29 protein-coding genes and 1 tRNA gene are annotated in these 22,995 nt (G+C 67.8%); 23 read left to right on the plus strand and 7 right to left on the minus strand.

Going from position 1 to position 22,995, the window contains the following annotated elements; all coding sequences use genetic code 11:
• Positions 1-50: 50 nt before the first annotated feature.
• The gene (locus AB0I03_RS12800) at positions 51-1,142 is read right to left on the minus strand and encodes a DUF1611 domain-containing protein (protein ID WP_360410965.1); all 1,092 of its coding nucleotides are present in this window, start codon (positions 1,140-1,142) and stop codon (positions 51-53) included.
• A gap of 229 nt (positions 1,143-1,371) precedes the next feature.
• Positions 1,372-2,565, minus strand: a complete 1,194-nt coding sequence (gene cobA, locus AB0I03_RS12805; RefSeq protein WP_360410968.1) for a uroporphyrinogen-III C-methyltransferase — start codon at positions 2,563-2,565, stop codon at positions 1,372-1,374.
• A 222-nt stretch (positions 2,566-2,787) separates the two neighbouring features.
• Here cobA and AB0I03_RS12810 point away from each other — a divergent pair, with 222 nt between their 5' ends.
• Positions 2,788-4,959, plus strand: coding sequence for a transglycosylase domain-containing protein (locus AB0I03_RS12810; RefSeq protein WP_360410971.1), 2,172 nt, complete (start codon positions 2,788-2,790; stop codon positions 4,957-4,959).
• On the opposite strand, the gene AB0I03_RS12815 is transcribed toward AB0I03_RS12810, so the two are convergent.
• Positions 4,943-5,752 (minus strand): SURF1 family protein, encoded by an 810-nt coding sequence (locus AB0I03_RS12815; protein WP_360411088.1) that lies wholly within the window; start codon positions 5,750-5,752, stop codon positions 4,943-4,945. The two genes, AB0I03_RS12810 and AB0I03_RS12815, sit on opposite strands and share 17 nt — an antisense overlap.
• Before the next feature lie 39 nt (positions 5,753-5,791).
• Here AB0I03_RS12815 and AB0I03_RS12820 point away from each other — a divergent pair, with 39 nt between their 5' ends.
• Positions 5,792-7,132 carry a dipeptidase gene (locus AB0I03_RS12820; RefSeq protein ID WP_360410974.1) on the plus strand — a complete coding sequence of 447 codons (1,341 nt, stop codon included), beginning with the start codon at positions 5,792-5,794 and terminating at the stop codon, positions 7,130-7,132.
• Between the two features lie 54 nt (positions 7,133-7,186).
• Here AB0I03_RS12820 and AB0I03_RS12825 read toward each other — a convergent pair whose 3' ends face one another.
• A complete protein-coding gene (locus tag AB0I03_RS12825; RefSeq protein WP_360410977.1) occupies positions 7,187-8,191 on the minus strand; it encodes a M48 family metallopeptidase in 1,005 nt (334 codons plus the stop codon).
• A gap of 413 nt (positions 8,192-8,604) precedes the next feature.
• Here AB0I03_RS12825 and AB0I03_RS12830 point away from each other — a divergent pair.
• Positions 8,605-8,681 (plus strand) — tRNA-Arg (locus tag AB0I03_RS12830).
• Between the two features lie 41 nt (positions 8,682-8,722).
• On the opposite strand, the gene AB0I03_RS12835 is transcribed toward AB0I03_RS12830, so the two are convergent.
• The 3 genes from AB0I03_RS12835 to AB0I03_RS12845 form a co-directional block, all read right to left on the minus strand.
• On the minus strand, positions 8,723-10,297 hold the full coding sequence (locus AB0I03_RS12835) for a tyrosine-type recombinase/integrase (RefSeq protein WP_360410980.1): 1,575 nt from the start codon (positions 10,295-10,297) through the stop codon (positions 8,723-8,725).
• Between the two features lie 2 nt (positions 10,298-10,299).
• Entirely contained in the window at positions 10,300-10,632 is a 333-nt protein-coding gene (locus AB0I03_RS12840) for a hypothetical protein (protein WP_360410983.1), read from the minus strand.
• Between the two features lie 134 nt (positions 10,633-10,766).
• The gene (locus AB0I03_RS12845; RefSeq protein WP_360410986.1) at positions 10,767-11,231 is read right to left on the minus strand and encodes a hypothetical protein; all 465 of its coding nucleotides are present in this window, start codon (positions 11,229-11,231) and stop codon (positions 10,767-10,769) included.
• A gap of 220 nt (positions 11,232-11,451) precedes the next feature.
• On the opposite strand from AB0I03_RS12845, the gene AB0I03_RS12850 reads away from it, so the two are divergent.
• The 20 genes from AB0I03_RS12850 (at position 11,452) to AB0I03_RS12945 (ending at position 22,889) form a co-directional block, all read left to right on the plus strand.
• Positions 11,452-11,694 (plus strand): helix-turn-helix transcriptional regulator, encoded by a 243-nt coding sequence (locus tag AB0I03_RS12850; protein ID WP_360410989.1) that lies wholly within the window; start codon positions 11,452-11,454, stop codon positions 11,692-11,694.
• The gene (locus AB0I03_RS12855; RefSeq protein ID WP_360410992.1) at positions 11,691-11,954 is read left to right on the plus strand and encodes a helix-turn-helix domain-containing protein; all 264 of its coding nucleotides are present in this window, start codon (positions 11,691-11,693) and stop codon (positions 11,952-11,954) included. The genes AB0I03_RS12850 and AB0I03_RS12855 overlap by 4 nt, the downstream gene beginning before the upstream one ends.
• A gap of 426 nt (positions 11,955-12,380) precedes the next feature.
• Positions 12,381-12,644, plus strand: a complete 264-nt coding sequence (locus tag AB0I03_RS12860) for a hypothetical protein (RefSeq protein ID WP_360410995.1) — start codon at positions 12,381-12,383, stop codon at positions 12,642-12,644.
• Positions 12,644-12,865 (plus strand): hypothetical protein, encoded by a 222-nt coding sequence (locus tag AB0I03_RS12865; protein ID WP_360410998.1) that lies wholly within the window; start codon positions 12,644-12,646, stop codon positions 12,863-12,865. Before AB0I03_RS12860 ends, AB0I03_RS12865 begins: the two co-directional genes overlap by 1 nt.
• Positions 12,862-13,176, plus strand: coding sequence for a hypothetical protein (locus AB0I03_RS12870; RefSeq protein ID WP_360411001.1), 315 nt, complete (start codon positions 12,862-12,864; stop codon positions 13,174-13,176). Before AB0I03_RS12865 ends, AB0I03_RS12870 begins: the two co-directional genes overlap by 4 nt.
• A 130-nt stretch (positions 13,177-13,306) precedes the next feature.
• Positions 13,307-13,561, plus strand: a complete 255-nt coding sequence (locus AB0I03_RS12875; protein WP_360411004.1) for a hypothetical protein — start codon at positions 13,307-13,309, stop codon at positions 13,559-13,561.
• A complete protein-coding gene (locus AB0I03_RS12880) occupies positions 13,558-13,833 on the plus strand; it encodes a hypothetical protein (RefSeq protein WP_360411007.1) in 276 nt (91 codons plus the stop codon). Before AB0I03_RS12875 ends, AB0I03_RS12880 begins: the two co-directional genes overlap by 4 nt.
• Before the next feature lie 60 nt (positions 13,834-13,893).
• Complete coding sequence (locus AB0I03_RS12885; RefSeq protein WP_360411010.1) at positions 13,894-14,526, plus strand: RNA ligase family protein; 633 nt, start codon at positions 13,894-13,896, stop codon at positions 14,524-14,526.
• Positions 14,526-14,870 carry a hypothetical protein gene (locus tag AB0I03_RS12890; RefSeq protein WP_360411013.1) on the plus strand — a complete coding sequence of 115 codons (345 nt, stop codon included), beginning with the start codon at positions 14,526-14,528 and terminating at the stop codon, positions 14,868-14,870. The genes AB0I03_RS12885 and AB0I03_RS12890 overlap by 1 nt, the downstream gene beginning before the upstream one ends.
• Positions 14,867-15,739, plus strand: coding sequence for a PD-(D/E)XK nuclease-like domain-containing protein (locus tag AB0I03_RS12895; protein ID WP_360411016.1), 873 nt, complete (start codon positions 14,867-14,869; stop codon positions 15,737-15,739). Before AB0I03_RS12890 ends, AB0I03_RS12895 begins: the two co-directional genes overlap by 4 nt.
• Complete coding sequence (locus tag AB0I03_RS12900; RefSeq protein WP_360411018.1) at positions 15,732-16,556, plus strand: hypothetical protein; 825 nt, start codon at positions 15,732-15,734, stop codon at positions 16,554-16,556. Before AB0I03_RS12895 ends, AB0I03_RS12900 begins: the two co-directional genes overlap by 8 nt.
• Complete coding sequence (locus AB0I03_RS12905) at positions 16,549-16,911, plus strand: HNH endonuclease (RefSeq protein WP_360411021.1); 363 nt, start codon at positions 16,549-16,551, stop codon at positions 16,909-16,911. The genes AB0I03_RS12900 and AB0I03_RS12905 overlap by 8 nt, the downstream gene beginning before the upstream one ends.
• A 118-nt stretch (positions 16,912-17,029) precedes the next feature.
• Positions 17,030-17,728, plus strand: a complete 699-nt coding sequence (locus tag AB0I03_RS12910; protein WP_360411024.1) for a hypothetical protein — start codon at positions 17,030-17,032, stop codon at positions 17,726-17,728.
• Positions 17,725-18,129, plus strand: coding sequence for a hypothetical protein (locus AB0I03_RS12915; protein ID WP_360411027.1), 405 nt, complete (start codon positions 17,725-17,727; stop codon positions 18,127-18,129). The genes AB0I03_RS12910 and AB0I03_RS12915 overlap by 4 nt, the downstream gene beginning before the upstream one ends.
• A complete protein-coding gene (locus AB0I03_RS12920; protein WP_360411030.1) occupies positions 18,126-18,455 on the plus strand; it encodes a hypothetical protein in 330 nt (109 codons plus the stop codon). Before AB0I03_RS12915 ends, AB0I03_RS12920 begins: the two co-directional genes overlap by 4 nt.
• Positions 18,452-19,348, plus strand: a complete 897-nt coding sequence (locus AB0I03_RS12925; RefSeq protein ID WP_360411033.1) for a phage Gp37/Gp68 family protein — start codon at positions 18,452-18,454, stop codon at positions 19,346-19,348. Before AB0I03_RS12920 ends, AB0I03_RS12925 begins: the two co-directional genes overlap by 4 nt.
• Entirely contained in the window at positions 19,341-19,733 is a 393-nt protein-coding gene (locus AB0I03_RS12930) for a hypothetical protein (protein ID WP_360411036.1), read from the plus strand. Before AB0I03_RS12925 ends, AB0I03_RS12930 begins: the two co-directional genes overlap by 8 nt.
• A complete protein-coding gene (locus AB0I03_RS12935; protein WP_360411039.1) occupies positions 19,730-20,965 on the plus strand; it encodes a hypothetical protein in 1,236 nt (411 codons plus the stop codon). Before AB0I03_RS12930 ends, AB0I03_RS12935 begins: the two co-directional genes overlap by 4 nt.
• Positions 20,962-22,332, plus strand: a complete 1,371-nt coding sequence (gene dnaB, locus AB0I03_RS12940) for a replicative DNA helicase (protein WP_360411042.1) — start codon at positions 20,962-20,964, stop codon at positions 22,330-22,332. The genes AB0I03_RS12935 and dnaB overlap by 4 nt, the downstream gene beginning before the upstream one ends.
• Before the next feature lie 2 nt (positions 22,333-22,334).
• Positions 22,335-22,889 carry a hypothetical protein gene (locus AB0I03_RS12945; RefSeq protein WP_360411045.1) on the plus strand — a complete coding sequence of 185 codons (555 nt, stop codon included), beginning with the start codon at positions 22,335-22,337 and terminating at the stop codon, positions 22,887-22,889.
• Positions 22,890-22,995: the final 106 nt, after the last annotated feature.

Genomic DNA, 22,995 nt, shown 5'->3' on the forward strand with positions numbered 1-22,995 from the left:
GGTCGGCGATGCGGTGGGCATCGCCGGTCTATGTTCTCGCATGGTCGTCGCTAGGCGGCCTCGCCGAGTTCGAGGACTCCTGCGCGGCGGGCTCGGGCCACGCCCGCGAGGGCCAGGATCTCCTGGGCCACGTGGGCCTCGGCGAGTTCGCCGGGGGTGTAGACCGGGGCGTCCATGCCGGCCATGGCCTCGCGGATGGCGAGCTGGGACTGGGTGAGCCTGCCGGAGGCGGCGATCACCGGGAGGCCGAGGCCGCGCAGGTGCTGCGCGCCGTAGCGGGCCCCGGCGGCGTCGGCTGCGGCGAGGACGACGCCGTCGACGAGTTCGCGCACGAGCGGGTGCTCCAGGAGCGCGGAGGTCTCGGCCTGGAGGATGCCGTCGGCGATCTCCATGACCACGGCGTCGACGTCGTGCGCGGCGGCGTGGTGGTAGAGCGTCTGGGCGAGCTCGGCGAGTTCGGGCACCGGGATGCCTGCGGTGGTCGGGTAGCCGCCGTCGGTGAAGTCGGCGGCGACGACCGCGCCGGAGTCGCGGAACATCCAGGGGTCGCCCCCGGCGCCGGTGCCGGTGATCTTGATGCCGGCGATGCGGCGGCCGCCGCGCGACAGGCCGCGGATCACGCTGGCGGCGGTGGTGGACTTGCCGGCGTTCATGGAGGTGCCGACGACGCACACGACGGGCGGGTGGTCGCCGAGGCCGAACGGCGCGAGGACGCTGTAGCGCCGCAGGTCGATCGGGACGCCTTCGCGGTCGGCGAGGATGCCGAGCGGCTCCAGCCGGGTCGGCGGGCGCATGTCGCCGTGGCGCGAGAGGACCTCGCCCGCGACGCCGCCGGCGGCGACGAGGTCCACGGAGCTGCCGAGGACTTCGGGCACGCGGGACTCGTACTGGTCGGGCGCGTAGCGCTCGCCGAATGCCAGGAGGATCTCGTCCCCTGGGTAGATGGCGGCCTTGCGGCCGTTGCCGAGCTCGAGCCAGTTGTGGTGCCCGATCGCGTCGACCCGCGCGGCCAGGATGTGGCCGGGTCGGGGCGCGCATCCGTCGACCAGGGTCAGCCCGGGTGATGTCAGGTCGACATTCCGGACCGCGTAGGCGACTTTGAGCCGCGAAGCGAGCTCAGCGGAGAACTCACGAATGCGCATGCACACTCCAAAAAGGACAGAAAGGGTCAGCGGGAGCACCCGCTTGAATGGAAGTACACCGCTGGTGCAGAACGTGACCACGGTGGTTTAGCGCAACGATCGCTGCGCTGTTGATGGACGAATATTACGGCCTGTGGTCGGCCTTGTAAAGAGTGGATCAGGTAAAACTGCGGCGGCGCCGGAGTGAACCTCCGACGCCGCCGCAATTCAGGCTTCTACCTGCGAGAACTCACAGTTCGCGGGCCCTCCCGGCGACGTCTCCGATGACGATGACGGACGGGTGGTGCGCTTCGGTGACGCCGAGGTCGGCGAGCGCGCAATTGCGGACGGTCTGGTTCTTCGTGGTCGCGTTCTCGACGATGCGCACCGGGGTCTGCGGGGAGCGCCCGCCATCGATGAGCGCGGCGGCGATCGCGGCGCGGTTCTTGACGGCCATGAGCAACACGATCGTGCCGTTCCCGGCCCCGAGCGCGGCCCAGTTGACCTTGCTCTGCGGGCCGGGCGGGACGTGGCCGGTGGCGACGGTGAAGTCGTGCACGACGCCGCGCTCCGTGACGGGGATGCCTGCGGCGGCCGGTCCGGCGATGGAGGAGGAGAGGCCCGGGACGACCTCGACGGGCACCCCGGCTTCGAGGCAGGCGTCGAGCTCTTCGGCGCCGCGGCCGAAGACGAACCCGTCGCCGCCCTTGAGTCGCACCACGAACTTGCCTTCGAGGGCGCGCTCGACCATGACGGCGTTGATCTGCTCCTGCGTGGTGTGCCGCCCGTACGGGAGCTTCGCGGCGTCGACGATCTCGACGTCCTCGCCGAGCATGTCGAGCAGCTCCTGCGGGGCGAGCCGGTCGGAGACGACCACTTCGGCCTGGCGGAGCAGTTCGAGGCCGCGGAGGGTGATGAGGTCGGCGTCGCCGGGCCCGGCGCCCACGAGGGCCACGCCGGCGGGGCGGGCGGTGCGGCTGCGGGGCGCGTCGATGTCGCCGGTGCGCAGGCCCGCGGCGATCGCGTCGCGGACCGCGGCGGCGCGGCGGGGGTCGCCGGAGGCGGAGACCGCGACGGAGACGCCGTCGAACGCGGTGTGCGCGAGGGTCCAGGCGTCGGAGGCCGCGGCGTCGTCGGCGCGCACGCACCAGGTGCGGCGGGCCTCGGCCTCGGCGGCGACGGCCGCGTTCACGTCAGGGTCGTCGGTGGCGGCGAGCACGAACCATGCGTCGTCGCCGTCGCCCGAGCGCCACTCGCGCCGCTCCCACTGGATCTCGCCGGCGGCGGCGTAGTCGGAGAGGGTGGTGGTGGCCTCGGGGGCGACCAGCAGGACGCGGGCGCCGGCGGCCAGCAGGCGCGGCACCCGGCGGCCGGCGATGGAACCGCCGCCGACGACGAGCACCGACTTGCCCTGCAGCCGCAGCCCGATCTCGTAGACCGACACGTGTGCCTCCTCCAGCACTCCCCGTTAAGACTCGACAAGCGTAGGCCGGTTTCGTCGCGGGCAGCTATCCGGCGGATTGCGAGCCTGTTACGCGAAACTCGCGATGCGTGAACCGACCAGAGTTATGCGAGCTCGCTTTGCGTTCGGAGCCTTCGGAAAAGGAGTACCGGCGCTCGTGAGTTTTTTCACCTTGGGGCCCTCTGTGTGCCCTAAGCTGGATATATGCGCGATCGACCCCGCCAGCACCGTGTGCCCGGACTGTCCGCACATGGGAGCGACGAACCCGAGCCCTCCGCCGAAGGCGTCTACGCGCTGCTGCGCACGAGCCTGCTCGCCGGGCTCGCGATCGCCGCCTTGCTGTTCCCGCTCGCCGCGATGGCGGGCTTGAGCGCGAAGGCGGGCTTCGACTCGATCGACACGCTCTCCGTGCAGGTCACCGAGACGGACCCGCCGCTGACCTCGTACGTGTACGCGGCCGACGGCGAGACGCTCGTGAGCCTCTTCTACGACGAGTTCCGCCGCCACGTCACGCTGGACGAGGTCGCGCCCGTCATGCAGCAGGCCATGGTCTCGGCCGAGGACGCGCGGTTCTACACGCACAACGGGGTCGACTACCGGGGCATCGTGCGCGCCATGGTCGCCAACAACTCCTCCGGCGGGGTCGAGCAGGGCGCCTCCACGATCACCATGCAGTACGTGCGCGGTGCGCTCCAGCTCAACGCCGAGACCATCGACGAGGTCATCCTGGCCACCGAGCAGACCGCCACCCGCAAGCTCCGCGAGGCCCGCCTCGCGATGGCCGTCGAGGAGCAGCTCACCAAGGACGAGATCCTCGAGCGCTACCTCAACCAGGCCTACTTCGGGCACAACGCGTACGGGATCTTCGCCGCCGCCCAGGTGTACTTCTCCAAGCACCCGTCCGAGCTGAACCTGCAGGAGTCGGCGACGCTCGCCGGACTCGTGCAGGCCCCCTCGGCGTACGACCCGATCACCTCGGACCAGACGCGGGCGCTGGAGCGCCGCAACTGGGTGCTCGACCGGATGGTCGACATCGACTACCTCTCGCGCGGCGACGCCTCCGAGGTGCGCGGCCTGCCGATCGAGCTGAACGTCTCGGACCCGCCGAACTCGTGCATCGGCATCGAGGGCACGCCGACCGAGTTCGGGTTCTTCTGCGACTACTTCCGCCGCTGGTGGCGCGAGCAGGACGCCTTCGGGGCGACCCCGGCCGAGCGCGAGCGCGAGCTCCGCCAGGGCGGGTACACGATCATCACCACGCTCGACCCGGACCTGCAGAAGACGGCGAACAAGCACGTCAACGACGGCAAGAGCGACGAATCGAAGCTCGCGCACGGCGCGGTGGTCATGGAACCGGGCACGGGCCGCATCAAGGCCATGGGCCTGAACCGGACCTTCTCGTACGACCAGAAGCACAACGGCCCGCACTCGAACCCGTCCTTCGACCGCAAGGGCAACTACCCGAACACGGTGAACCCGGTGCTCGGCGGCGGCGCGGAGGGCGGCTACCAGGCCGGTTCGACGTTCAAGATCTTCACACTGCTCGCGGCGCTCGACGCGGGCTACCCGCTGGACTACGCCATCAACTCCCCCAACCGGGTCGCCACGAGCTTCGTGTCGGCGACCACGGCGTGCGGCGGGCGCTGGTGCCCCAAGAACGGCAACCCGCAGATGGCGGGCAACCGCAACATGTGGTCCGGGTTCGGGATGTCGGTCAACACGTACTTCGCGCAGCTCATCGACCGGGTGGGCGCGGACAAGGCCGTGGAGATGGCCGAGCGGATGGGCCTGCAGTGGCGGTCCGAGGGCGACGCGTACTACGCCTCGGAGGAGCGGCGCGCCGGCTGGGGGCCGTTCACCCTGGGCGTCTCGGACGTCCAGCCGATCGAGATGACGAACGTGTTCAACACGCTCGCCGCCGACGGCCTCTACTGCGAGCCGATCCCGGCGCTGCGCATCATCGACCCGGAGGGGAAGGAACTCGACGCCGCCGCGCCGCGCTGCCACCAGGAGCTGGACGAGGACGTGGCGCGGGCCGCGACCGACGCGGGCCGGTGCGTGACCTGGACCCAGCGCAAGGGCGTCAAGTGCGGCGAGTGGGGCACCTCGCCGAACGTGGGCGTGCTGGCCGGCCGCCCCGTGTCGGGCAAGTCCGGCACCACCGACAACGACCGGGCCTCGTGGTTCCTCGGCTACACGCCGCAGTTGACGGTGGGGGCGTTCATGGCCGACCCGGACTACATCCACAATCCCGTCGGCAAGTCGAACACGTCCACGTCGAAGGAGACGGCGGGGAAGATCTTCAGGGACGCCTTGAAGGGCGTGGAGGAGATCGAGTTCAAACCGCCGTCACGCGACATCATGTACGGGGATTGACCGCCTCGGACGACGCAGCGGCCTCCGGCTCCTCGCCGGAGGCCGTTTCCATGCGGTCGTCTCCTGCGGCGTCGGCCGCGTCCAGGTCGCGGCGCTCGCGGCGGGCGAGGACGACCCACCCGACGGGGACCATGGCCGCGAACAGCGCCCACTGGACCGCGTACGAGTAGTTCTGCCAGTCCTTGAAGGAGGGCGTCTCCAGCGCGGTGAAGCCCTCGGCCGGTTCGATGTCGGCCACCCACGCCGAGCGCAGCTCGTAGTCGTAGTGGTCCGCGAACATCTCGAGGCTCAGCCGGCGCGACTCCAGGTGCCCGTCGACCTCGGCGACCGAGCCGCCTTCGGGCTCGGACTCGTAGACGCGGGCGGTCACCGTCACCTCGCCCGCGGGGGCGGCCGGGTACTCGGGCACATGCCCCGTGGACTCGGAGGCGACGAAGCCGCGGTCGACGAGGATCGCGGTGCCGTCCGCCAGGACGAGCGGCGTGACGATCTCGAAGCCGTTGAGGCTGTTGTTCGTCTGGGCGCGCAGCACGATCTCGTGCTCGGTGTCGTAGACGCCCGTGGCCTCCACGAGGGTCCAGCGGTCCTCGTCGTCGAGGGGCTCCCCGGCGGGCAGGACCTCCTCGATCGGCACGGCGACCCGGCTCTGCTCGATGACCTCGTTCGCGGCGGCGCGCTGCACGGCGCGGTCCCACTGCCACTGGGAGAGCAGCACGCACACGACCATCACGACCAGGCCCGCCAGGGTCAGCAGGAGCCAGCGAGGTGCGAGGACGAATCGGTACCGCTGCATCACGTCGCCGAGTCTAGCCGCGGCTTAGACTTGCCCCTCATGAGCGATGTAGTGAATGCGGTGCGCGCCGCCATGTCCGCGGTGCGCGCCGACCTGGAGGCCCTCGTCAAGATCCCGGCGATCGCCTTCGAAGGACTCGACCACGAGCCGGTCCGCCAGGGCGCCAATGCGGTCCAGCGCCTCCTCGAGGAGGCCGGCGCGGCCGAGACCCGCCAGCTCTCCCACGGCGGCGGGCAGCCGAGCGTGTACGCGCACTTCCCCGCGCCCGCGGGCCAGCCGACGGTGCTGCTGTACGCCCACCAGGACGTGCAGCCCGTGGGCGACCTCGCGAAGTGGGAGCAGCCCGACCCGTTCACCGTGGTCGAGCGGGACGGGCGGCTGTACGGCCGCGGCGTCGCCGACGACAAGGCCGGGGTGATGGCGCACATCGCCGCGCTGCGCGCCTACGGCGGGAAGCCGCCGGTGGGCGTGAAGGTCCTCATCGAAGGCGAGGAGGAGTTCGGCTCCCCCACGCTCGAGGGGCTGCTGCGCGAGCACCAGGCGCTGCTGGCCGCCGATGTGGTGGTCATCGCCGACTCGCAGAACTGGCGCACCGAGGTCCCGGCCCTCACGACCACGCTGCGCGGCGTCATCAACGTGTACGTGGAGGTCGCGGTCCTCAAGGGCGCGGTGCACTCCGGGATGTTCGGCGGGCCGGTGCCGGACGCGCTCACCGCGCTCGCACGGCTCGTCGCGACCCTGCACGACGACGCGGGCGACGTGGCCGTCGCGGGCCTGGCCTCGGGTCGCAGCTCGGACCTGGACTACGACGAGGCGGCGCTGCGCCACGAGGCCGGGATGCTGCCGGGGACCGAGTTCATCGGCACCGGGCGGCTCACCGAGCGGCTGTGGTCGAAGCCCACGGCGACGGTGCTGGGCATCGACGCGCCGGGCGCCGCGGAGTCGGCGAACGCGCTGCAGCCGCGAGCGCGCGCGAAGGTCTCGTTCCGGCTCGCCGCGGGCGATTCGGCCGCGAACGCGTTGAAGGCCGTCGAGGAGCACCTCCTGGCGAACGCCCCTTGGGGCGCCGAGGTCACGGTGACTCCCGAAGGCGGCCTTGGCGACCCGTGCGCGATTGACGCGACCGGCCCGTCCTACGACGCCGCGCGCGCCGCGTTCGCGGAGGCCTGGGACGGCACCGCGCCGGTGGAGATCGGCGTGGGCGGCTCGATCCCGATGATCGCCACCTTCCAGGAGCTGTTCCCCGAGGCCGCGATCCTGGTGACGGGCGTCGAGGACCAGTACTCGAACCCCCACGGCCCCAACGAGTCCCTCGACATCGCGATGTTCGAGCGGGTCTGCGTGGCCGAGGCACTGCTGCTGGGCAAGCTCAAGCGGTAGCGACGTGAACGGGGCCCGGACGAATCGTCCGGGCCCCGTTTCCTATAAGTAGGGTCAGAGGCCTTCGCGGACTTTGCGCAGCACCTTCGCGAGCGGGTCGCCCGAAGTCTGGAAGACGTGGCGGTACGAGTTCGCGGCGGCCTTGACCTCGGCCGCGATCGACGCGTCCTTGTCGTCCTCGCGCCGGGGGTAGTCGCCGGCGAGGTACTCGCGGTACTCGCCGTCGTCGATCCAGGACTTGATCGCGGCCGCGCGGGCCACCGCGAAGTCGTGGCTGCGCGTCTCGAGCAGCATGAGCTTGAGGAAGCTGTCGCGCAGGTCCCCGCCCGTCTCGAACTCCTTGGCCTGCTCCAGGAACGCCGCAGTGTCCACATCGTGCAGATCGCCCCCGCCGGCGAGCTTCGCCATGACGCGGATGGCCGCGGCCGGGTCCTGCACGGCCAGCGCCCCGGCCCGGTCCGCCGAGAGCTCGGCCTTGCGGCTCCACTCGTAGAGCGCGGCGGTGATGACCCGCAGGCCGACCACGCCGACCGGGATCCACGCGACCGAGGTGGTCAGCCGCACCAGCACCATCAGGAGCGTGCGGTACAGCCCGTGTCCGGAGAGCGCGTGGCCCAGCTCGTGGGCGAGCAAGAACCGCAGTTCGGCGTCGTCCAGCAGCTCGACCGACCCGGAGTTGATCACGATGACCGGCTTGTCGATGCCGATGCACATCCCGCCCAGGTCGGGGTCGCGCGTGATGTACAGGTCCGGCAGTTCAGCGGCGTCGAGCACGGCCCCCACCTGCTGGTAGGCCTCGTAGACGCGCGAGTACTGGTGGCGGTCGACGCGGATCGAGGAGCCCATGAGGCTCAACCGCAGGGCCCGCTCGGAGATCATCCCGGAGACCTTGCGCAGGACGACGTCGAAGCCGCGCAGCTCCCGCAGTGCGACGAGCGCGCCCCGGTCGGCGGGGTGCTCCCAGGCCCGAGTCGATATGCCGCGCAAGATGACCGGCCCGCGAGCCTGGTCCCTGATCTCGACCGGCCCGTCTTCGGCCGGTGACTGGTCCTCGCTCATACCCGCTCCTCACGGTTGGCTCTGGTGCAAGTGTGGCACGGCCGCGCCAGCTGCGGCGGCTGCGCGTGAGCGGCAGGGCCCCAGGCCGATCCGCGCCGCGGCCCCGGGCCGGTGTCGGATTTCACCCTGGAAGTCCGCAAGGGGCCCAAGCAGTCAGGACGCATAGCGGGCATTGCCGCCCACAAGGGGGCGAGATAACGAATCGGCGTCAACACGCCGTGCGGCGCTTGACACTCAGGCCCGCAAGGACTACTCATTGAGGTGGGTCAGCAATTCCGGGGCGTCGTGGAGAATCGTTTGGGGTGTTCTTGCGACGCCCCGTATCCATGCCCTCTTCTGGACTCCCCGGTCCCCTCACGAGCCGGTGCCCAGGTATTCTTGCGCTGGCGCGGCGCCCTGTGCGGCCCCGCCCGGCGCCCGTAGCTCAGCTGGATAGAGCACTGGACTTCTAATCCAATGGTCGCAGGTTCGAATCCTGCCGGGCGCGCCAAAACCCCTGGCAGAAGGCCCGCCAAGCCAGCCTTCGCCACTTCAATCACCCGCCCCGAGAGCCTTCGTAGCAGCGCCCGTAGCAGCGGCCCTCTTGAACGCCGCCTCTCCCAACCGGTCCCCCGCCGCCACCAGGGCTTCATCGGGGACATGCTGGTACCGCTTCGCCATCTCCGGCGACGACCACCCCAGCATCGCCATCCGGATCACCGGATCAACCCCCAGCGTCCCGAGGAACGTCGCCGCGGAATGCCTCGCGCCATGCAGCTCGATGTACTCGACCTCCGCCTCATCGAGGATCTCGCCCCACGTCTCCCAGTCCCTCGACGGGTCGATGGGCAGACCGAACCGATTGGTGAACACCAGGTCGTCGTCATGCCAGAGCGTGCCGGCCTCGGCCCTCTCCATCTCCTGCCGGGCCTTGTGCACTTGCAGCTCCTCCCTGACCACTGCGGGGAGGGGCAGCCTTCGCATGCCAGCAGCAGACTTTGGTCGCAGCTCGCGCTTGCTCTTGCGGCCACGCGTGCGGCCGACCGTCTGTTCTGCAGTGGCCGGCGAGGCCGTCTCCGACAGCACCAGCCCCCCGGTCCGCTGAGGGCAGAACCTGGCATGCCCCGTGCACCCGTTTGGACAGGCAATGTTGTGCGAAGCGGTCTTGCACTTCGACCGGTAACGCTGCGGGCAGGCCTTCCCGTGTCCCGTGCAGCCAGGCGGGCACGGCTTGCGCGGGCTCCGGTCGCTCGGGTAGGCGGGACGTTCACAGTGCCGGCGGGCGCACGCCCTTGCATCGGCGCAGCCATGCAACCAACTCCGACGCGGGCATTCGCTCGGGCATCCTTCGGCCGTGGTGCAATGCTGCTTCGCGCAGGCCGCGGGGTTCTCACAGCCGTGCCCGAGGGTCTGCCGTTGCAATTGACGGCGGATGCTGACGATTCCCAACTCCCAGTCGATGTCTGACCATTTCAACCCGAGCACTTCGCCTTGGCGCGCACCGAGAAAGGCGATCCACCATCGGACGTGGTTCCGCATCTCGGCAACCGTGGAAGTGATTCGGTGGACCTCGTCGGCGCTCAACGGGATGACACTGTTCTGACGCAGTGCAGGGAGCGCTTTCCGGGCGGCGGCGGCGTGGTTCTCGTGGATACCGACCTCACCGAAGTCGATGGCTCGGTTCAATGCGACGGATGCGGTGCGGTGGATCAAGTGCACGGTCCCCGGCGCGAAACCCTCGGTCTGGAGTTCCTTGTACAAGGTCGCGAAGTGCCGCTTCGTGAGTTCCGACAGGCGCCATTGCCCCAGCCTGGGGATCAGGTAGTTCCTGACGTGCCCGGAATAGGACACTAGGGTCTTGTACCGTACTTGCAGCGGCGCGTAGGTGGTGATCCACTCGTCGAGCCAGTCGCCGAACTTCTTAGAGCGACCGACTTTCGGAACGTCACCGTCCGAAACGAGGTCCTCCAGCTCCAACACCTTGGGGATGAGTTCTTCCTCGGTGGCGGCTTCCCGGTGGCGGCGGTCGGTTGAGCCGTCAGCTTTGCGGCCGACAGTGACGAACGCATGCCAGTTCCCGTCTTTCCCTTCCCACATCGTTGAGGTGGGTCGTCGTTCCTCGGGCATGGCTACTCCTTGGGGTACAGGCGGGTGATGTTGTCGCCGTCGTCTCCGAGCTGGCGGCGGATGGCGTTGTACTCGCGCTGGGCCTGGAACCGGTCGTCGGTGAGAACCAGGTCTTTGAGGCACCCGAGTTCGTCCAGGATGGTGCGCTGGCGACAGAGGATCGCGAGGCCGAGGGGCCCGAGGACGACGATGCCGATGAAGTTGGCGGCGAGGGTGCGGACGCCGTCCGAGATGGTGAGACCGGCTGCGGCGGCGGTGACTTCGATGGTCCCGTAGATGATCGCGAAGGTCCCGCCGGCGATGGCTGCGGTTGCTGCTGCGGTGGTGGCACGCATGATGACGCTCCAGTGGGGAGGCCCCTGGTGGGGGTAAGCGAGGGTTCACGGCCCGAGCGTCAGATACTCATGTTGTCACACACGGTGTGCGTCTGGTAGCCCTCGCAGCATCATCCTTTCGGATGAATCCGCGGTCAGCTCGCTTTGCGGCCGGTGCCGGGTTTGGCCGCGCGCTTCTCCTCCAGCGTCCGGCGAGTTCCCTCGACGAGCATCTGGACGTGGCGGCGAAGGACCTGCTGCTCGAACTCGTCGATGAGTCCGGCTTCCCGGTCCAGCTGCACCAGCTCGACGTAGATGGATTCGACTGGCGCTTGGTCGATCTGCTCACGGCGAATGAGCCCGAACTTGACGAAGAACTCCACCGGGTCCATGGGGATGCCCAAACGGTTCGCCAGCGGAACGATCACGCTGACAATCTTGTCGAGGTTCTTGTTAGTAGGGGTGACGAGACCGCGACGGTACTTGGAGATGAGTCCGTCGCTGACGTCGGTGATGCGTGCGATTTCGGCGTTACTGCGGAGCCCGAGGCGGTTGAGTGCGTCGTTCAAGTACGCAGCGCCGGCGGCGGGGCCGACTTCGTGTCCGTCCGGGTTGCTCACAGGAAAGATCCTAGCGGCTCTGGACCGCTTGTCGCGGCGCGAGGCGGGTCGGGCATGACCGGCCCGTCCTGCGGGTTTCCGGTGGTCAGTGGATTCACGGATGACTGTTTCAGTCCTCAAATCGTCTTTCATGCATGAAAGATTATCGTCCGAAGCTCGATGCCAACATCACCCGAACGGCTGATGTCATCATTCATGAATGAAATGTTAGGGTCGAATCATGCAAGCGAGAACGGAATCCGAGTATCAGATCGTCATCGATCGGCAGCGGTACTCCCTGGAAGCCAGCAAGAAGGGCTGGAAGACCAACGCCCTTGCCGCAGAAGCCCTCGGGTTCTCCGAGCCCACGCTCTCCAAGCTCCTTTCAGGGAAGATAGAGCCCTCGGCGAAGACCATCGACCGCTTGCTTACCGAACTGGACCTGCCCTACCGGGCCCTCTTCATCCGGAAGGAGCTGTCATGACTGACGTAATCGTGATGCTGACCCCTGCTGAGACAGCGAAACGTCTCGGGGTCTCCCGGCACGCCGTCTACGACATGTGCGCCGTCGAAGACCGGGACGGCAACCCCAGGCAGCCTGAACTCGGGCACAACCGGATCGGCTCCCGAATCGTCATCCCCGCGCCCGAGGTCGACGCGCTCCTGGCGCGGACGTTCGTGCCGGCTAAGTCCGAGGTCACTTCTCTGGACGAGCACCGCCACCGATCCCGGCAGGCCGCGTGAAGGTTCCTCGCCGCGCTGGCGGCGGCAACACCGGCCCTTCAGGTGGGTCAGGCACCGGGCCGAGGCCGAACCCCAGGCCCATTACGCCGAAGCCTCGGAAGGTTCCAGACTCTCGACCTCGCGCTGGGGGTAGCGCAACGGTCGAGACGGGTTGAGCACTTCAGCTCCCCACCCGGAGGGCCCCGTTCGAGGGGTACGGGGCCCTCCACCTAAGCCCCACAACTTCATAGATCGATTCTCACCGCACCGCACAACTTCACAGCTCCTCCGCTCGCGGGAGACGGAGGGGCGCACGGGCTGGAGCTCAGATGGCAGAGCAACCGCAGAGGGTTCGACTCCCTCCCAGCCCCCGACAGAAAACGAGGCCTCAGACCGGGCCAACGGCTGAGACCTCTACAGGGCAAGACCTTCAGGAGGAGATGCCCCATGGAGACCGTACACAACTACCAGGTTTCGCAGCAAGCCTGCGGACGCGAGGGCTGCGACACCGTCCCGCCGCGGGGCGAGGAGTTCTGCTCCGTGCTGCACCGCCGCCAGCACGAGCTCGTGAACGGCTACGAGCCGCACCCCGAGACCTTCCCGCAGGACACGTGCGCACTGGAGGGCTGTGGCAAGCCGTCGCGGCGGATGTCGCGGTACTGCTCGTCCGACCACAACGCCGCCACGGCGAACCGGGGCGGTGAGCTCTGATGGTCGCGCTGTTCCACCGTCACGACGCTGAGGTCCCCACGGCGAAAGCCTGCACCTCCCACGCGATCTACACGGTCGTCACGGACGACATGGCCGAGCACCACGTGTGCGCGCCGCACACGTACATGCTGATGGGCCAGTTGATTGGCGAGCACCCGCACTACGCGGGTGCTGACCCGGCCCCGGGCACGCCCTGCGCGTACGTGGAGGTGTCGTGGTGAGCTCCAGCAACTTCCAGGACATGCAGGACCACCTCGACTCCGCAAAGCGGCACATGAGCAAGTGGGACTTCCGGCCGTCCTCGTCGAGCCCTGCGGAGGACGCCGAGGCGCACGCCGAGCTCGTGCACGCCCATGGCGCGTTGGAGCGTCTCGCGTCTGCGGTGGACATCCTCCGCGCGGAGACTGCGAACGCGCTGCTGGAGCACCAGACCGACCAGGCCGACACGTTGAACGGGTTCTTCGGGTCGGTCGTGGGTGACCGGGAGTACGCGTTCGACCCGGAAGCGAAGCCTGCTGGCGGTGCGTCATGACGGGCCAGGGGTTCATTGCGGTGCTGGTGGTCTTCGCGTGGGCGGTCGTTGACCACCTGCGGACTGTCGAGTTCCCTGCGGATGAGCTGCCGTTCGTTCGCAGTCACCGTGCCCCGAGGCGGTGGCCGCTGTGAAGCGCTACCTGATTGGGGCCGCGCTGGTCTCGGACGCCGTGTTCACGCTGGCGCTGGACGCGGACGTGTGGCAGCGGGTGATCGTATTCGTCGCGATCGCCGCGGCCATTGTCCTCTCGTTCGTTGCGATGGTCGAGCGAACCGAGATCAAAGCTGAGCGTCGCCGTTCGCAGCGTCTGGCGGGCTGGATTCAGGACCGCCACGAGGGAACGCCGTTCCAGCCGTTCGATGGGGACGAGGGGCAGCGATGAACCCTATCGAGTGGTGGCGTGACCGTCTCGCGGCAGAGCGGGACGAGACCGAGCAGTTGCTTCGGGAGACGTACCTGTTCGACACGGCCGAGGACGACCCGGTTGTGGAGCGGTTCCGGGACGCACAGCGGGCCCTTGTGGACCTGATTCCGGCAACCCCGTTGTGCCCTCCGGCGCTGATCCGCTGGAAGGGGATCGAAGCCTCTCTGGCCCACGATCCCGAGTTCATGCTCCCGGTCCTCGACGCGCTGCGTCAGAGGCCGACTACCTGACCACCTTCGCCGGGCGCGTTCCCCAGGGCGCGCCCGGCCCACCTACCGAGGAGACAAGACATGCGCGAGTACCCGAAGATCTACGGCCCCTTCAAGCGCCACACCGAAGGACCCGATAAGAACAAGCTCATCGACGGCGAGTGGACCTCCCCCGCCTTCGAGTACCTCCAGGACACCATCTGGCTGTTCACCGAGAAGGTCGACGGCACCAACATCCGCGTCCACTGGGACGGCCACAAGGTCACGTTCGGCGGTCGCACCGACCGGGCGCAGATCCCCGCGAAGCTCATCGAAGTGCTCGTCGGCATGTTCCCCGAGGAGCTGTTCGAGCAGACCTTCGGCGAGCAGACCGCGACCCTCTACGGCGAGGGATACGGGTCGGGCATCCAGAAGGGTGGCGTCTACCGGCCCGACATGAGCTTCGTCCTGTTCGACGTGCTCGTGGGCGACTGGTGGCTGCTGCGGGACGGTGTCGAGGACGTGGCCGCGAAGGTCGGCGTCGACGTGGTGCCGATCGTCCTGGAGGGCACGCTGCACGACGCGATCACCCGCGTCCGTGGCGGCCTGGACTCCGCGTGGGGCGCGTTCACCGCCGAGGGCTTGGTGGGTGTCCCGAAGGCGGGCCTGCTGGACCGGTCGGGGAAGCGCATCACCGTGAAGGTGAAGGCGCGCGACTTTTCGGGTGGTGCGTGATGTCGGTTGACGTGATCCCCATCGAAATGCTCCTGGTCAAGGCACGCCGTGAACGCGACGCCGCCCTAGCCGGGAAAGCACAGGCCGAGGACCGTGCCCGGGAATGGGAGGAGACGGCTCGCCGCGCGGAGGAGCGAGCCGAAGAACTCCGCAACGACCGCGACGGGTGGGCCGCCATGGCCCGCAAGTTCTTCGGGCCGAGGCTCACCTACTTCGACCCCGACCTGTCCGACAGGAAGGTCTGCGAAATCGGTGACCTCCTCCACGACCTCCACGGCCAAGGCACTGACGTCAACGACGACGGACTCCTTGCTGGCCTCGTCAACGATTGGACCGGACAGTGAGCGAGCGCATCCTCATTACTGAACCGGGCGTGTATGCCGACCTCGACGAGGCGGACTACCACCGCGACCCCGTCCCCGGCGGCTCCCTGTCTTCCACCGGGGCCCGCGCGATCCTCCCGCCCGGGACGCCCGCCAGATTCAACTACGAACGCCACCGCAAGATCCACAAACGGGAGTGGGACCTCGGCACCGCCGCGCACGCCATCGCGCTCGGCACCGGGCCGGAGATCGTCATCCTCGACTTCCCCGATTACCTGACCAAGGCAGCGAAGGAAGCCCGCAATGGCGCCCGCGCCGCCGGCCAGGTCCCGCTGCTCACCCACGAGTACGAGTCGGTCATGTCGATGGTCATCGCACTGCGGCACCACGAGATCGCCGGCCCGCTCCTCGCCAAAGACACGGGCGCCGCCGAGCAGTCCCTGTTCTGGATCGACGAGAAGACCGGCGTGTGGTGCCGGGCCCGCCTCGACTGGCTCAAGCCCGCACCCACAGGGGGCAGGGTCATCGTCGCCGACTTGAAGACGACGAATGCCGCCGACGAAGAGTCGATCACCAAGTCGATCGCGAACTTCAACTACCACCAGCAGGGCGCGTTCTACCTCGACGGTGTCCGGACACTCGGCATCCACCCGGACCCGGCGTTCGTCCTGGTCTTCGTCGAGAAGACCCCGCCGCATCAGGTGCACGTCGTCCAGCTGGACGCGTACACGCTCCAGATCGCCCACGCGAAAAACCAACGCGCCCTCAAGGTCTACGCCGAATGCGCCGAAACCAACACCTGGCCCGGCTACCCGACCGACATCACCACCGTCTCGCTCCCGCCTTGGGCTGAGCGCACCGAATCCGAGGAGTACCTGCCCCATGTCTGATTTCACGAACACGGACGTCCAGTCCCAGCTTGCCCCGTCGCGTATCGGGCAGGCGACCGTCGTCGAGCAGTCCCGTGCGATCGCTGAAGTGCAGGCCGCGATCGTCGTCGCCCAGCAGTGCCCCCGGAACATCGCCGCGGCCATCGCCGAAATGCGACAGGTCTGCGGGCAGGAGACCCTCGCCAAGAAGGCGTTCTTCCGGTTCCCCCGCGGCGGCACCAACGTCTCCGGGCCCTCCATCCACCTCGCCCGCGAACTCGCCCGCTGCTGGGGCAACGCCCAGTACGGCATCAATGAACTCCGCCGCGACGACGACGCCGGCGAGTCCGAGATGCAGGCGTGGGCCTGGGACGTCGAGAAGAACACGCGGGTTTCCGCCACATTCATCTCCCCTCACAAGCGCGACAAGCGCGGGGGCGCCGAGAAGCTCGTGGACCTCCGCGAGATCTACGAACAGAACTCGAACGTCGGCGCCCGACGAGTCCGCGAGAGCATCTTCGCGGTCCTCCCGGACTGGTTCATCGAGGAAGCCAAGGAGATCTGCCAGGCCACCATGTCCGGCAAGAGCTCCGGGAAGCCCCTCGAGCGCCGAGTGGCCGATGCAGTCCAAGCCTTCCAGGGCTTCGGGGTCACCGTCGACCAGCTGGAATCGAAGCTGGACCGCCCCAGCGGCAAGTGGACCGAGAAGGACCTCGGCGAGCTCCTGGTCATCCACGGCTCGATCAAGACCGGTGAGGTGACGGTAGAGCAGGAGTTCCCGTCGAAGAAGGTCACCGCAGCGGAGCTGACGGCCGGACCGGAGAAGTCCGATGGCTGACCGCGTCCCGACCGCCATCCGGCAGATCGTCATGGGTCGAGCGTTCGGCCGGTGCGAACGCTGCCTCCACGCGACGCTCGCCGGCGACCCTCACCACCGCAGGGTCCGCGGCATGGGCGGCTCGAAAGCACCTGACCGTCACGACCCGTCGAACCTCGTGTGGGTCTGCCGCCCTTGTCATGACTGGGTTCACGCCCACCCGAAGGAGTCGGCCGAGGCCGGGTTCATCATCCCGCGGTTCTCCGGTGACTCGCCGCTCGACGTGCCGGTCACCGACCTGTCCGGGCAGACCCGATGGCTCGATGACGAGGGTCAGTACCTCTCCGAGCCTGTGGAGGCCACCGATGCCCCGTAAACACGGCACGTACTCCTGCGGCGCCACCGGATGCGACAACGAAGCCTGCAAGGCAGCTGTCCTCCGGTATGCCCGCAACGTCCGCAAGCTCAAAGCCTACGGGCGGTGGCAGCCATTCGTGGACGCCGAACCCGTCCGCCAGCACGTCCGTCAACTCCAGGCGTCCGGCCTCGGGTACCGACGCATCGCAGCTCTGGCCGGGACGTCGGAGCCGCTCATCTTCCGGCTCCTCCACGGGGTCAAGTCGACCGGGAAGCCGCCGACGAAGAACCTCCGCACCGACACGGCCGAAAGCATCCTCGCAGTACAACCGAACCTCGAAGCCGTCGCCGAGTACGCCAAGATCGACGGCGCCGGTACCCGCCGCCGGTTGCAGGCCCTCGTTGCGCACGGGTGGGCGCAGAACCTGATCGCCGCCGAGATTGGGATGACCCCGGGGAATCTCGCCAGGGTCATCCGCACGCCGGAAGTAACCGCGAAAACCGCGCGGCTGGTGCGAGCCGTCTACGAGCGGATGTGGGATGCAGCGCCACCGCAGTCGACCGTTGAGGAGCGGTCGGCGTTCAAGCGGGCCAAGACGATCGCCTCTCGGTACGGGTGGGCACCGTCGATGGCTTGGGATGACATCGATGACCCGGCCGAGCAGCCCCAGGGTGTAGCGAGGCCGAACTTGAGGCGGCGCCTTCCGCATGTCGATGAGCTCGCGTGGCTCATGGATCAGGGCGAGACCCAGGAAGCGATCGCGATGCGGTTCACCGTCCACGTGAAGTCCCTTAAGAGCGCCCAGATCCGGGCCAACAGGAAGGCCGCGGCATGAGCATCGACGGTAGAGGCCCGAGCCTGAACCGGTCAGCGGACAACACCATCGCGGCCCTGAAGTCGAAGAACGGCCGTCTCGAGGAACGCATCACGGTCCTTGAGGGCGTCGCCAAGGCGAACGCTGACGACCGCGACTCGTACATGGAGCAGACCGCGGAGCTAGAGGGAGAACGCGACCGGGCCCGCGGCATCGCCGTCGAGTTCGAGCAGCGCGTTTCCCGCGTCCAGCAGCTCCACCAGCCATTCCCTGAACCCGTCCAGGGCTACCTGCCTGACGGCTCGTACGGATACATCGACCCCGCCTGCCAGATGTGCGGCACCCCCGACGAGTACGGGGCTCCGTGGCCCTGCGCGACCTACAAGGCCGCTACCGGAACCGACCTGGAAGGTGCGGCGTGAGCGACACGAAGATCCTGAACAACCAGCTTGACGTCCTCAACGGCCGCCTCGACGCGGTCGAGCGGGCCCGGGTCGAGTTGGAGGACAAGAACACCGAACTGGCCAAGCAGCTCGCTTCGGTGCGGTCGGAGAACACCCGGCTCCGTGCCGTGTCCCGTGACCTCGCCGGCCAACTCGACCGCGTCGGCGACAGCCTCAACTCGCTCCTCGCCACCGCCGTGCAGGCGTCTGAGGACAACCCGGGGAGCCGCGGCCTCGCCGCCCGAGTCCGGCAGGCGAAAGCCTCCCTCGACGTGTACACCGCCGCCACAGGAGGCCAGCAGTGAGCAACATCGAATGGACCGAAGAGACCTGGAACCCGACCACCGGATGTGACCGGGTCTCCCCCGGCTGCGACAACTGCTACGCGCTCACCATGGCGAAGCGGCTCAAGGCCATGGGTTCCGACAAGTACCAGACCGATGGTGACACGCGCACCTCCGGCCCCGGATTCGGCGTGGCCGTCCACTACGACACGCTGACCATCCCGCTGCGGTGGAAGAAACCCCGCACGGTCTTCGTCAACTCCATGTCCGACCTGTTTCACCCGAAGGTTTCGGACCAGTTCATCGCTGGCGTCTTCGCAACCATGGCCGCCACCCCGCAGCACACCTACCAGGTGCTGACCAAGAGGGCACCGCGGATGCGGTCCCTGCTCAACAACCCCGACTGGGTCGCCAGGATCTACAACCCGAAGGGTGCCTGGCCGCTGCCGAACGTCTGGCTGGGCGTCTCGTCCGAGAACCAGGAGCAGGCCGACCGACGCATCCCCGAACTCCTCAAGACCCCGGCCGCGGTCCGCTTCGTCTCCGCCGAGCCCCTGCTGGGAGCCGTCGACCTCTCAAAGTGGCTGGGCATCGAATGGTCCGACATGGGCATGTGGCTCGAGGAGATGTTCGCGACCGTCTCCGGCCGCGGGTCCCTCCTCGACTGGGTGATCGTCGGTGGCGAGTCCGGGCCTGGTGCCCGACCCATGAAGCAGGAGTGGGCCACCAGCATCGTTGACCAGTGCCAATCCGCCGAGACTGCTGTGTTCGTGAAGCAGATGGGCTCCGTGTGGGCTGCCGACCACTTCATCAACCGGTCCGACAACCCGAAGGGCGGAGACCCGCTCGCATGGCCTGAGCATCTCCGCGTCCGCGAAATGCCCGTGCAGGTAGGGGGTGGCGGCCGTGGCTGACCTGACTCCCGCGCGGAAACGCACCCGAGGCTCCGCACGCAAAGCAGGCGCATCGTTCGAACGCGTCGTCGCCGACTACATGCGCGACACCATCGACGACCGCATCGACCGCAGAGTCCGCACCGGCGCACGCGACTGCGGCGACATCGCCGGACTCCGCGCCCACGGCCAGCATGTAGCGGTCGAGGTCAAGAACTGCCGCGACTGGAAGCCCGGGACGTGGCTTCGTGAGGCCGAGAAGGAACGCATCAACGACAACGCCCTTGCCGGGATCGTCGTCGCGAAACGCCACGGTTCCGCCGACCCCGGGGAGCAGGTCGTGCTGATGACCCTCGCCGACTTGGTCGCGATCATCCGCGGCGTCCGCCCCGAGGAGACGTCATGAACGACTACGCCGAAGCCATGAAGGCCCTCCGGGAAGCAATCGAGGACTACCTGGACGCCGCCGCATGGGAACTCCGGCACAAGATGCCGCCGCTCGACGCCATCGACCTCGCACAAGCCACCGCGGGGAAGGCCGTGGATGTGATCGCGGCCGAGAAGTCCCAGCGACTCGCCGGCGCCGTGGTCGTCCCCGACAACCTCGCCGACATCTTCCAACAGAACGGGGGTGTGTTAGTGGCACGAAGCGAAGCGAGGCTGCGCACGAGCATCTGGGATGACGACGACTTCCTTGCCCGCCCCGGTCGCGAGCAGCTGGCGTACATCTTCTTCATTTCGCAGCCCGACATCTCCCACTGTGGGGTGTTGTCGCTGCGGTTGAAGCGGTGGGCGAAGAAGCTCAAGTACACGCCCGAGCTCCTCGACGGGGTCTTGTCTGGCCTCTCGGAGTCGCGGTTCGTCGTCGTCGACTACGACGAGGAGGAGCTACTAGTGCGCTCCTACCTGCGGAACGACGGGGTGCTGCGCAACTTCAAGGTATTGAAGGCTGCGGAGTCGAATCTGCCGCAAGTGATGTCGAAGCCGATCAAGGAGACGATCGCGAACGAGATCGAACGGTCCCTACATGAAGGTCTAGCGACGACATCAACTCGGCCGATTCTGTTCGGGATGCTGGGGATCCTGGGTAGGCCAGGCCATGCCCTACCCGATGCCCCATCGCATGCCCCATCTGATGGGGCATCGGATGGCCCTTCGATGGGCCATGGCATGACCCATGCCGTGGGGGATGCCAATTCAGCAGGGACTAGGGGTAAGGGACTAGGGGCAGGGTTTAGGTCTGTTAGTACTTACTCTTCTTCGTCTGACGACGAAGCCCCGAAGAAGACCCCCAAGAAAGGCACCCGCGTCCCAGACGGGTTCACCTTCACGACCGAGATGCAAGAGTGGGCCCGTAGGAAGGCCCCGCTCGTCGCGGACAACCTCGGATACCACACTGAGCAGTTCGTGGACTACTGGAAAGCCCGCAGCGACAAGCAGGCGTGGAAGCTGGACTGGATCGCGACCTGGCGGTCATGGATCCGCAAGGCCAACAAGGACGCGGCCGACCGCAGTGCCCGCATGGGTGAGCCGAGCAGGCGACTCGTTGACGTCTCGGCGGCCCGCTGCGGGAAGCACCCGCGGGAGCTCGCTGACCACTGCACGATCTGCGACTCCGAGCAGCGGGGTGCGGCATGAGCGAATCCAGCGACCCGCTCGCGCAGCGAGTCCCCCCGAACGACCAGCAGGCCGAAATGGTCGTGCTCGGAGGGATGATGCTCAACCGCGACGTCATCATCGACGTCGCGGCGATCCTGAACGCCGGCGACTTCTACCGGCCCGTGCACGGGCTGATCTTCGAAGCGATCACGGACCTGGACTCTGCCGGCGAGCCGGTCGACATGATGACCGTCGCCGCGAAGCTCCTCGACACGGGCTACCTGTCGAAGCTGCCTTCCCCGACCTACCTGCACGACCTGGTCGACTCGTGTGTGACCCCGGCGAATGCCGAGTGGTTCGCGAAGCGTGTCAAGGCCAAGTCCACTCGCAGGGAGATCATCGTTGCCTGCTCGTACGGCATCGAGTGGGCGCACAAGATCGACGAGGACCTGACCGAACAGCTGGTTGAGCGCGTGCAGGCCCGCATCCACGCAGCGACGACCGGGTCGTCTTCGGAGGACTCGACGTCGTGGGCGGACGTTGCTGACGAGACCATCAGCGCGATCGAAGCCGCGGCCGAAGGTGCGACGCAAGGCTTGTCGACCGGGCTCACCGACTTGGATGCGCTCATCGGCGGGCTCGGCGCCGGACAGTTGATCATCGTCGCCGGTCGCCCCGCCATGGGCAAGTCGGTCCTGCTGGCGGACTTCTGCCGGCAGGCAGCGTTCCGGGATGGCATGACCGCGGCCTTGTTCAGCTTGGAGATGTCGAAGCAGGAGTTCGGGCGCAGGATCGTTTCGGCTGAGACCGGCATCGGTTTGTCGGCGCTGAAGTCCGGTGAGCTGACTGAAGACGAGTGGTCGAAGGTCATGACGTTCCGGGCCGAGTCGGACTCTTCGCGGCTGCGGGTGATCGAGGCCGCGGGGTCCACGATCGAGTCGATCCGGGCGCGAGCCCGGAGGATCCAGCAGCAACACGGCCTGGACTTGGTCGCGGTCGACTACCTGCAGTTGATGATCGGGTCGAAGCAGACCGACAACCGGCAGGCCGAAGTCTCCGGCATCTCCCGCGGCCTGAAGCTGCTGGCGATGGAGCTCGGTGTCCCCGTGGTGGCCGCCGCCCAGTTGAACCGCGGTGTCGAGTCACGAACCGACAAGCGGCCCACCATGTCGGACCTCCGCGAATCCGGATCGATCGAGAACGACGCCGACGTGATCATCCTGCTGCACCGTCCCGCGTACTACGACAAGGCCACGCCCCGCGGTGCCGAGATCGACCTGATCGTCGACAAGAACCGTCACGGCCAGCAGGACACCGTCATTGCGGTAGCCCAGCTGCACCGCTCGCGTCTCGTGGACTGCGCCCCGAAGTCCTACACCGCATCCGCCCTCTCGAAAGGCCACTGACTGTGAAAGCCATCGAAACGCGCTACGCCGGCCACCGCTTCCGCTCCCGCCTGGAAGCGAAGTGGTGCGTGTTCTTCCAGCAGATCGGCATCCGGTGGGAGTACGAGCCGCAGGGATTCCTAGTCAACGGACGCGCATACCTGCCGGACTTCTACCTGCCCGAGTCGAGCACCTGGGTCGAGGTCAAGGGCGACGAGCGGATGTTGGACCACGTCTTCATGGCGGAGTTCGCCGCCGAGCTCCCCCTAGGGGAAAGCCTCCTGTTCCTCGGAAACGTCCCACAGCCCATGACGCCGGGCGACTGGGATTGGGCCTGGATGCGGATCGGCTCTGAGGTCCTGGAAGGCGACACCTTGCTGTTCGGAGAGTGGGTGGGTTTCGGGACGGGCCGACTGACTCGGCTGACCGAGACCAGCAGTTCTACACCGTTTGACAACTGCGATCGCAAGGGCTGGCTGACGCCGGTCCAGAACATGGCCGGCCCTTCCTGCGAGGCCGCGTACGACGCCGCGCGGATGGCTCGTTTCGAGCACGGCGAGTCCGGAGCGCCTCGATGAGCACCACCAAACTTCCCTGTCCCGTTCCCGTAAGGAGTAACACACCCGTGATCGCCACGAAGCGTTTCGCCGCCTGCGACGACCCGACCTGTGCAACCGTCGCCGA

It is taken from the genome of Glycomyces sp. NPDC021274 (genome assembly GCF_040641195.1).
Classification (GTDB): Bacteria; Actinomycetota; Actinomycetes; order Mycobacteriales; family Micromonosporaceae; genus Glycomyces.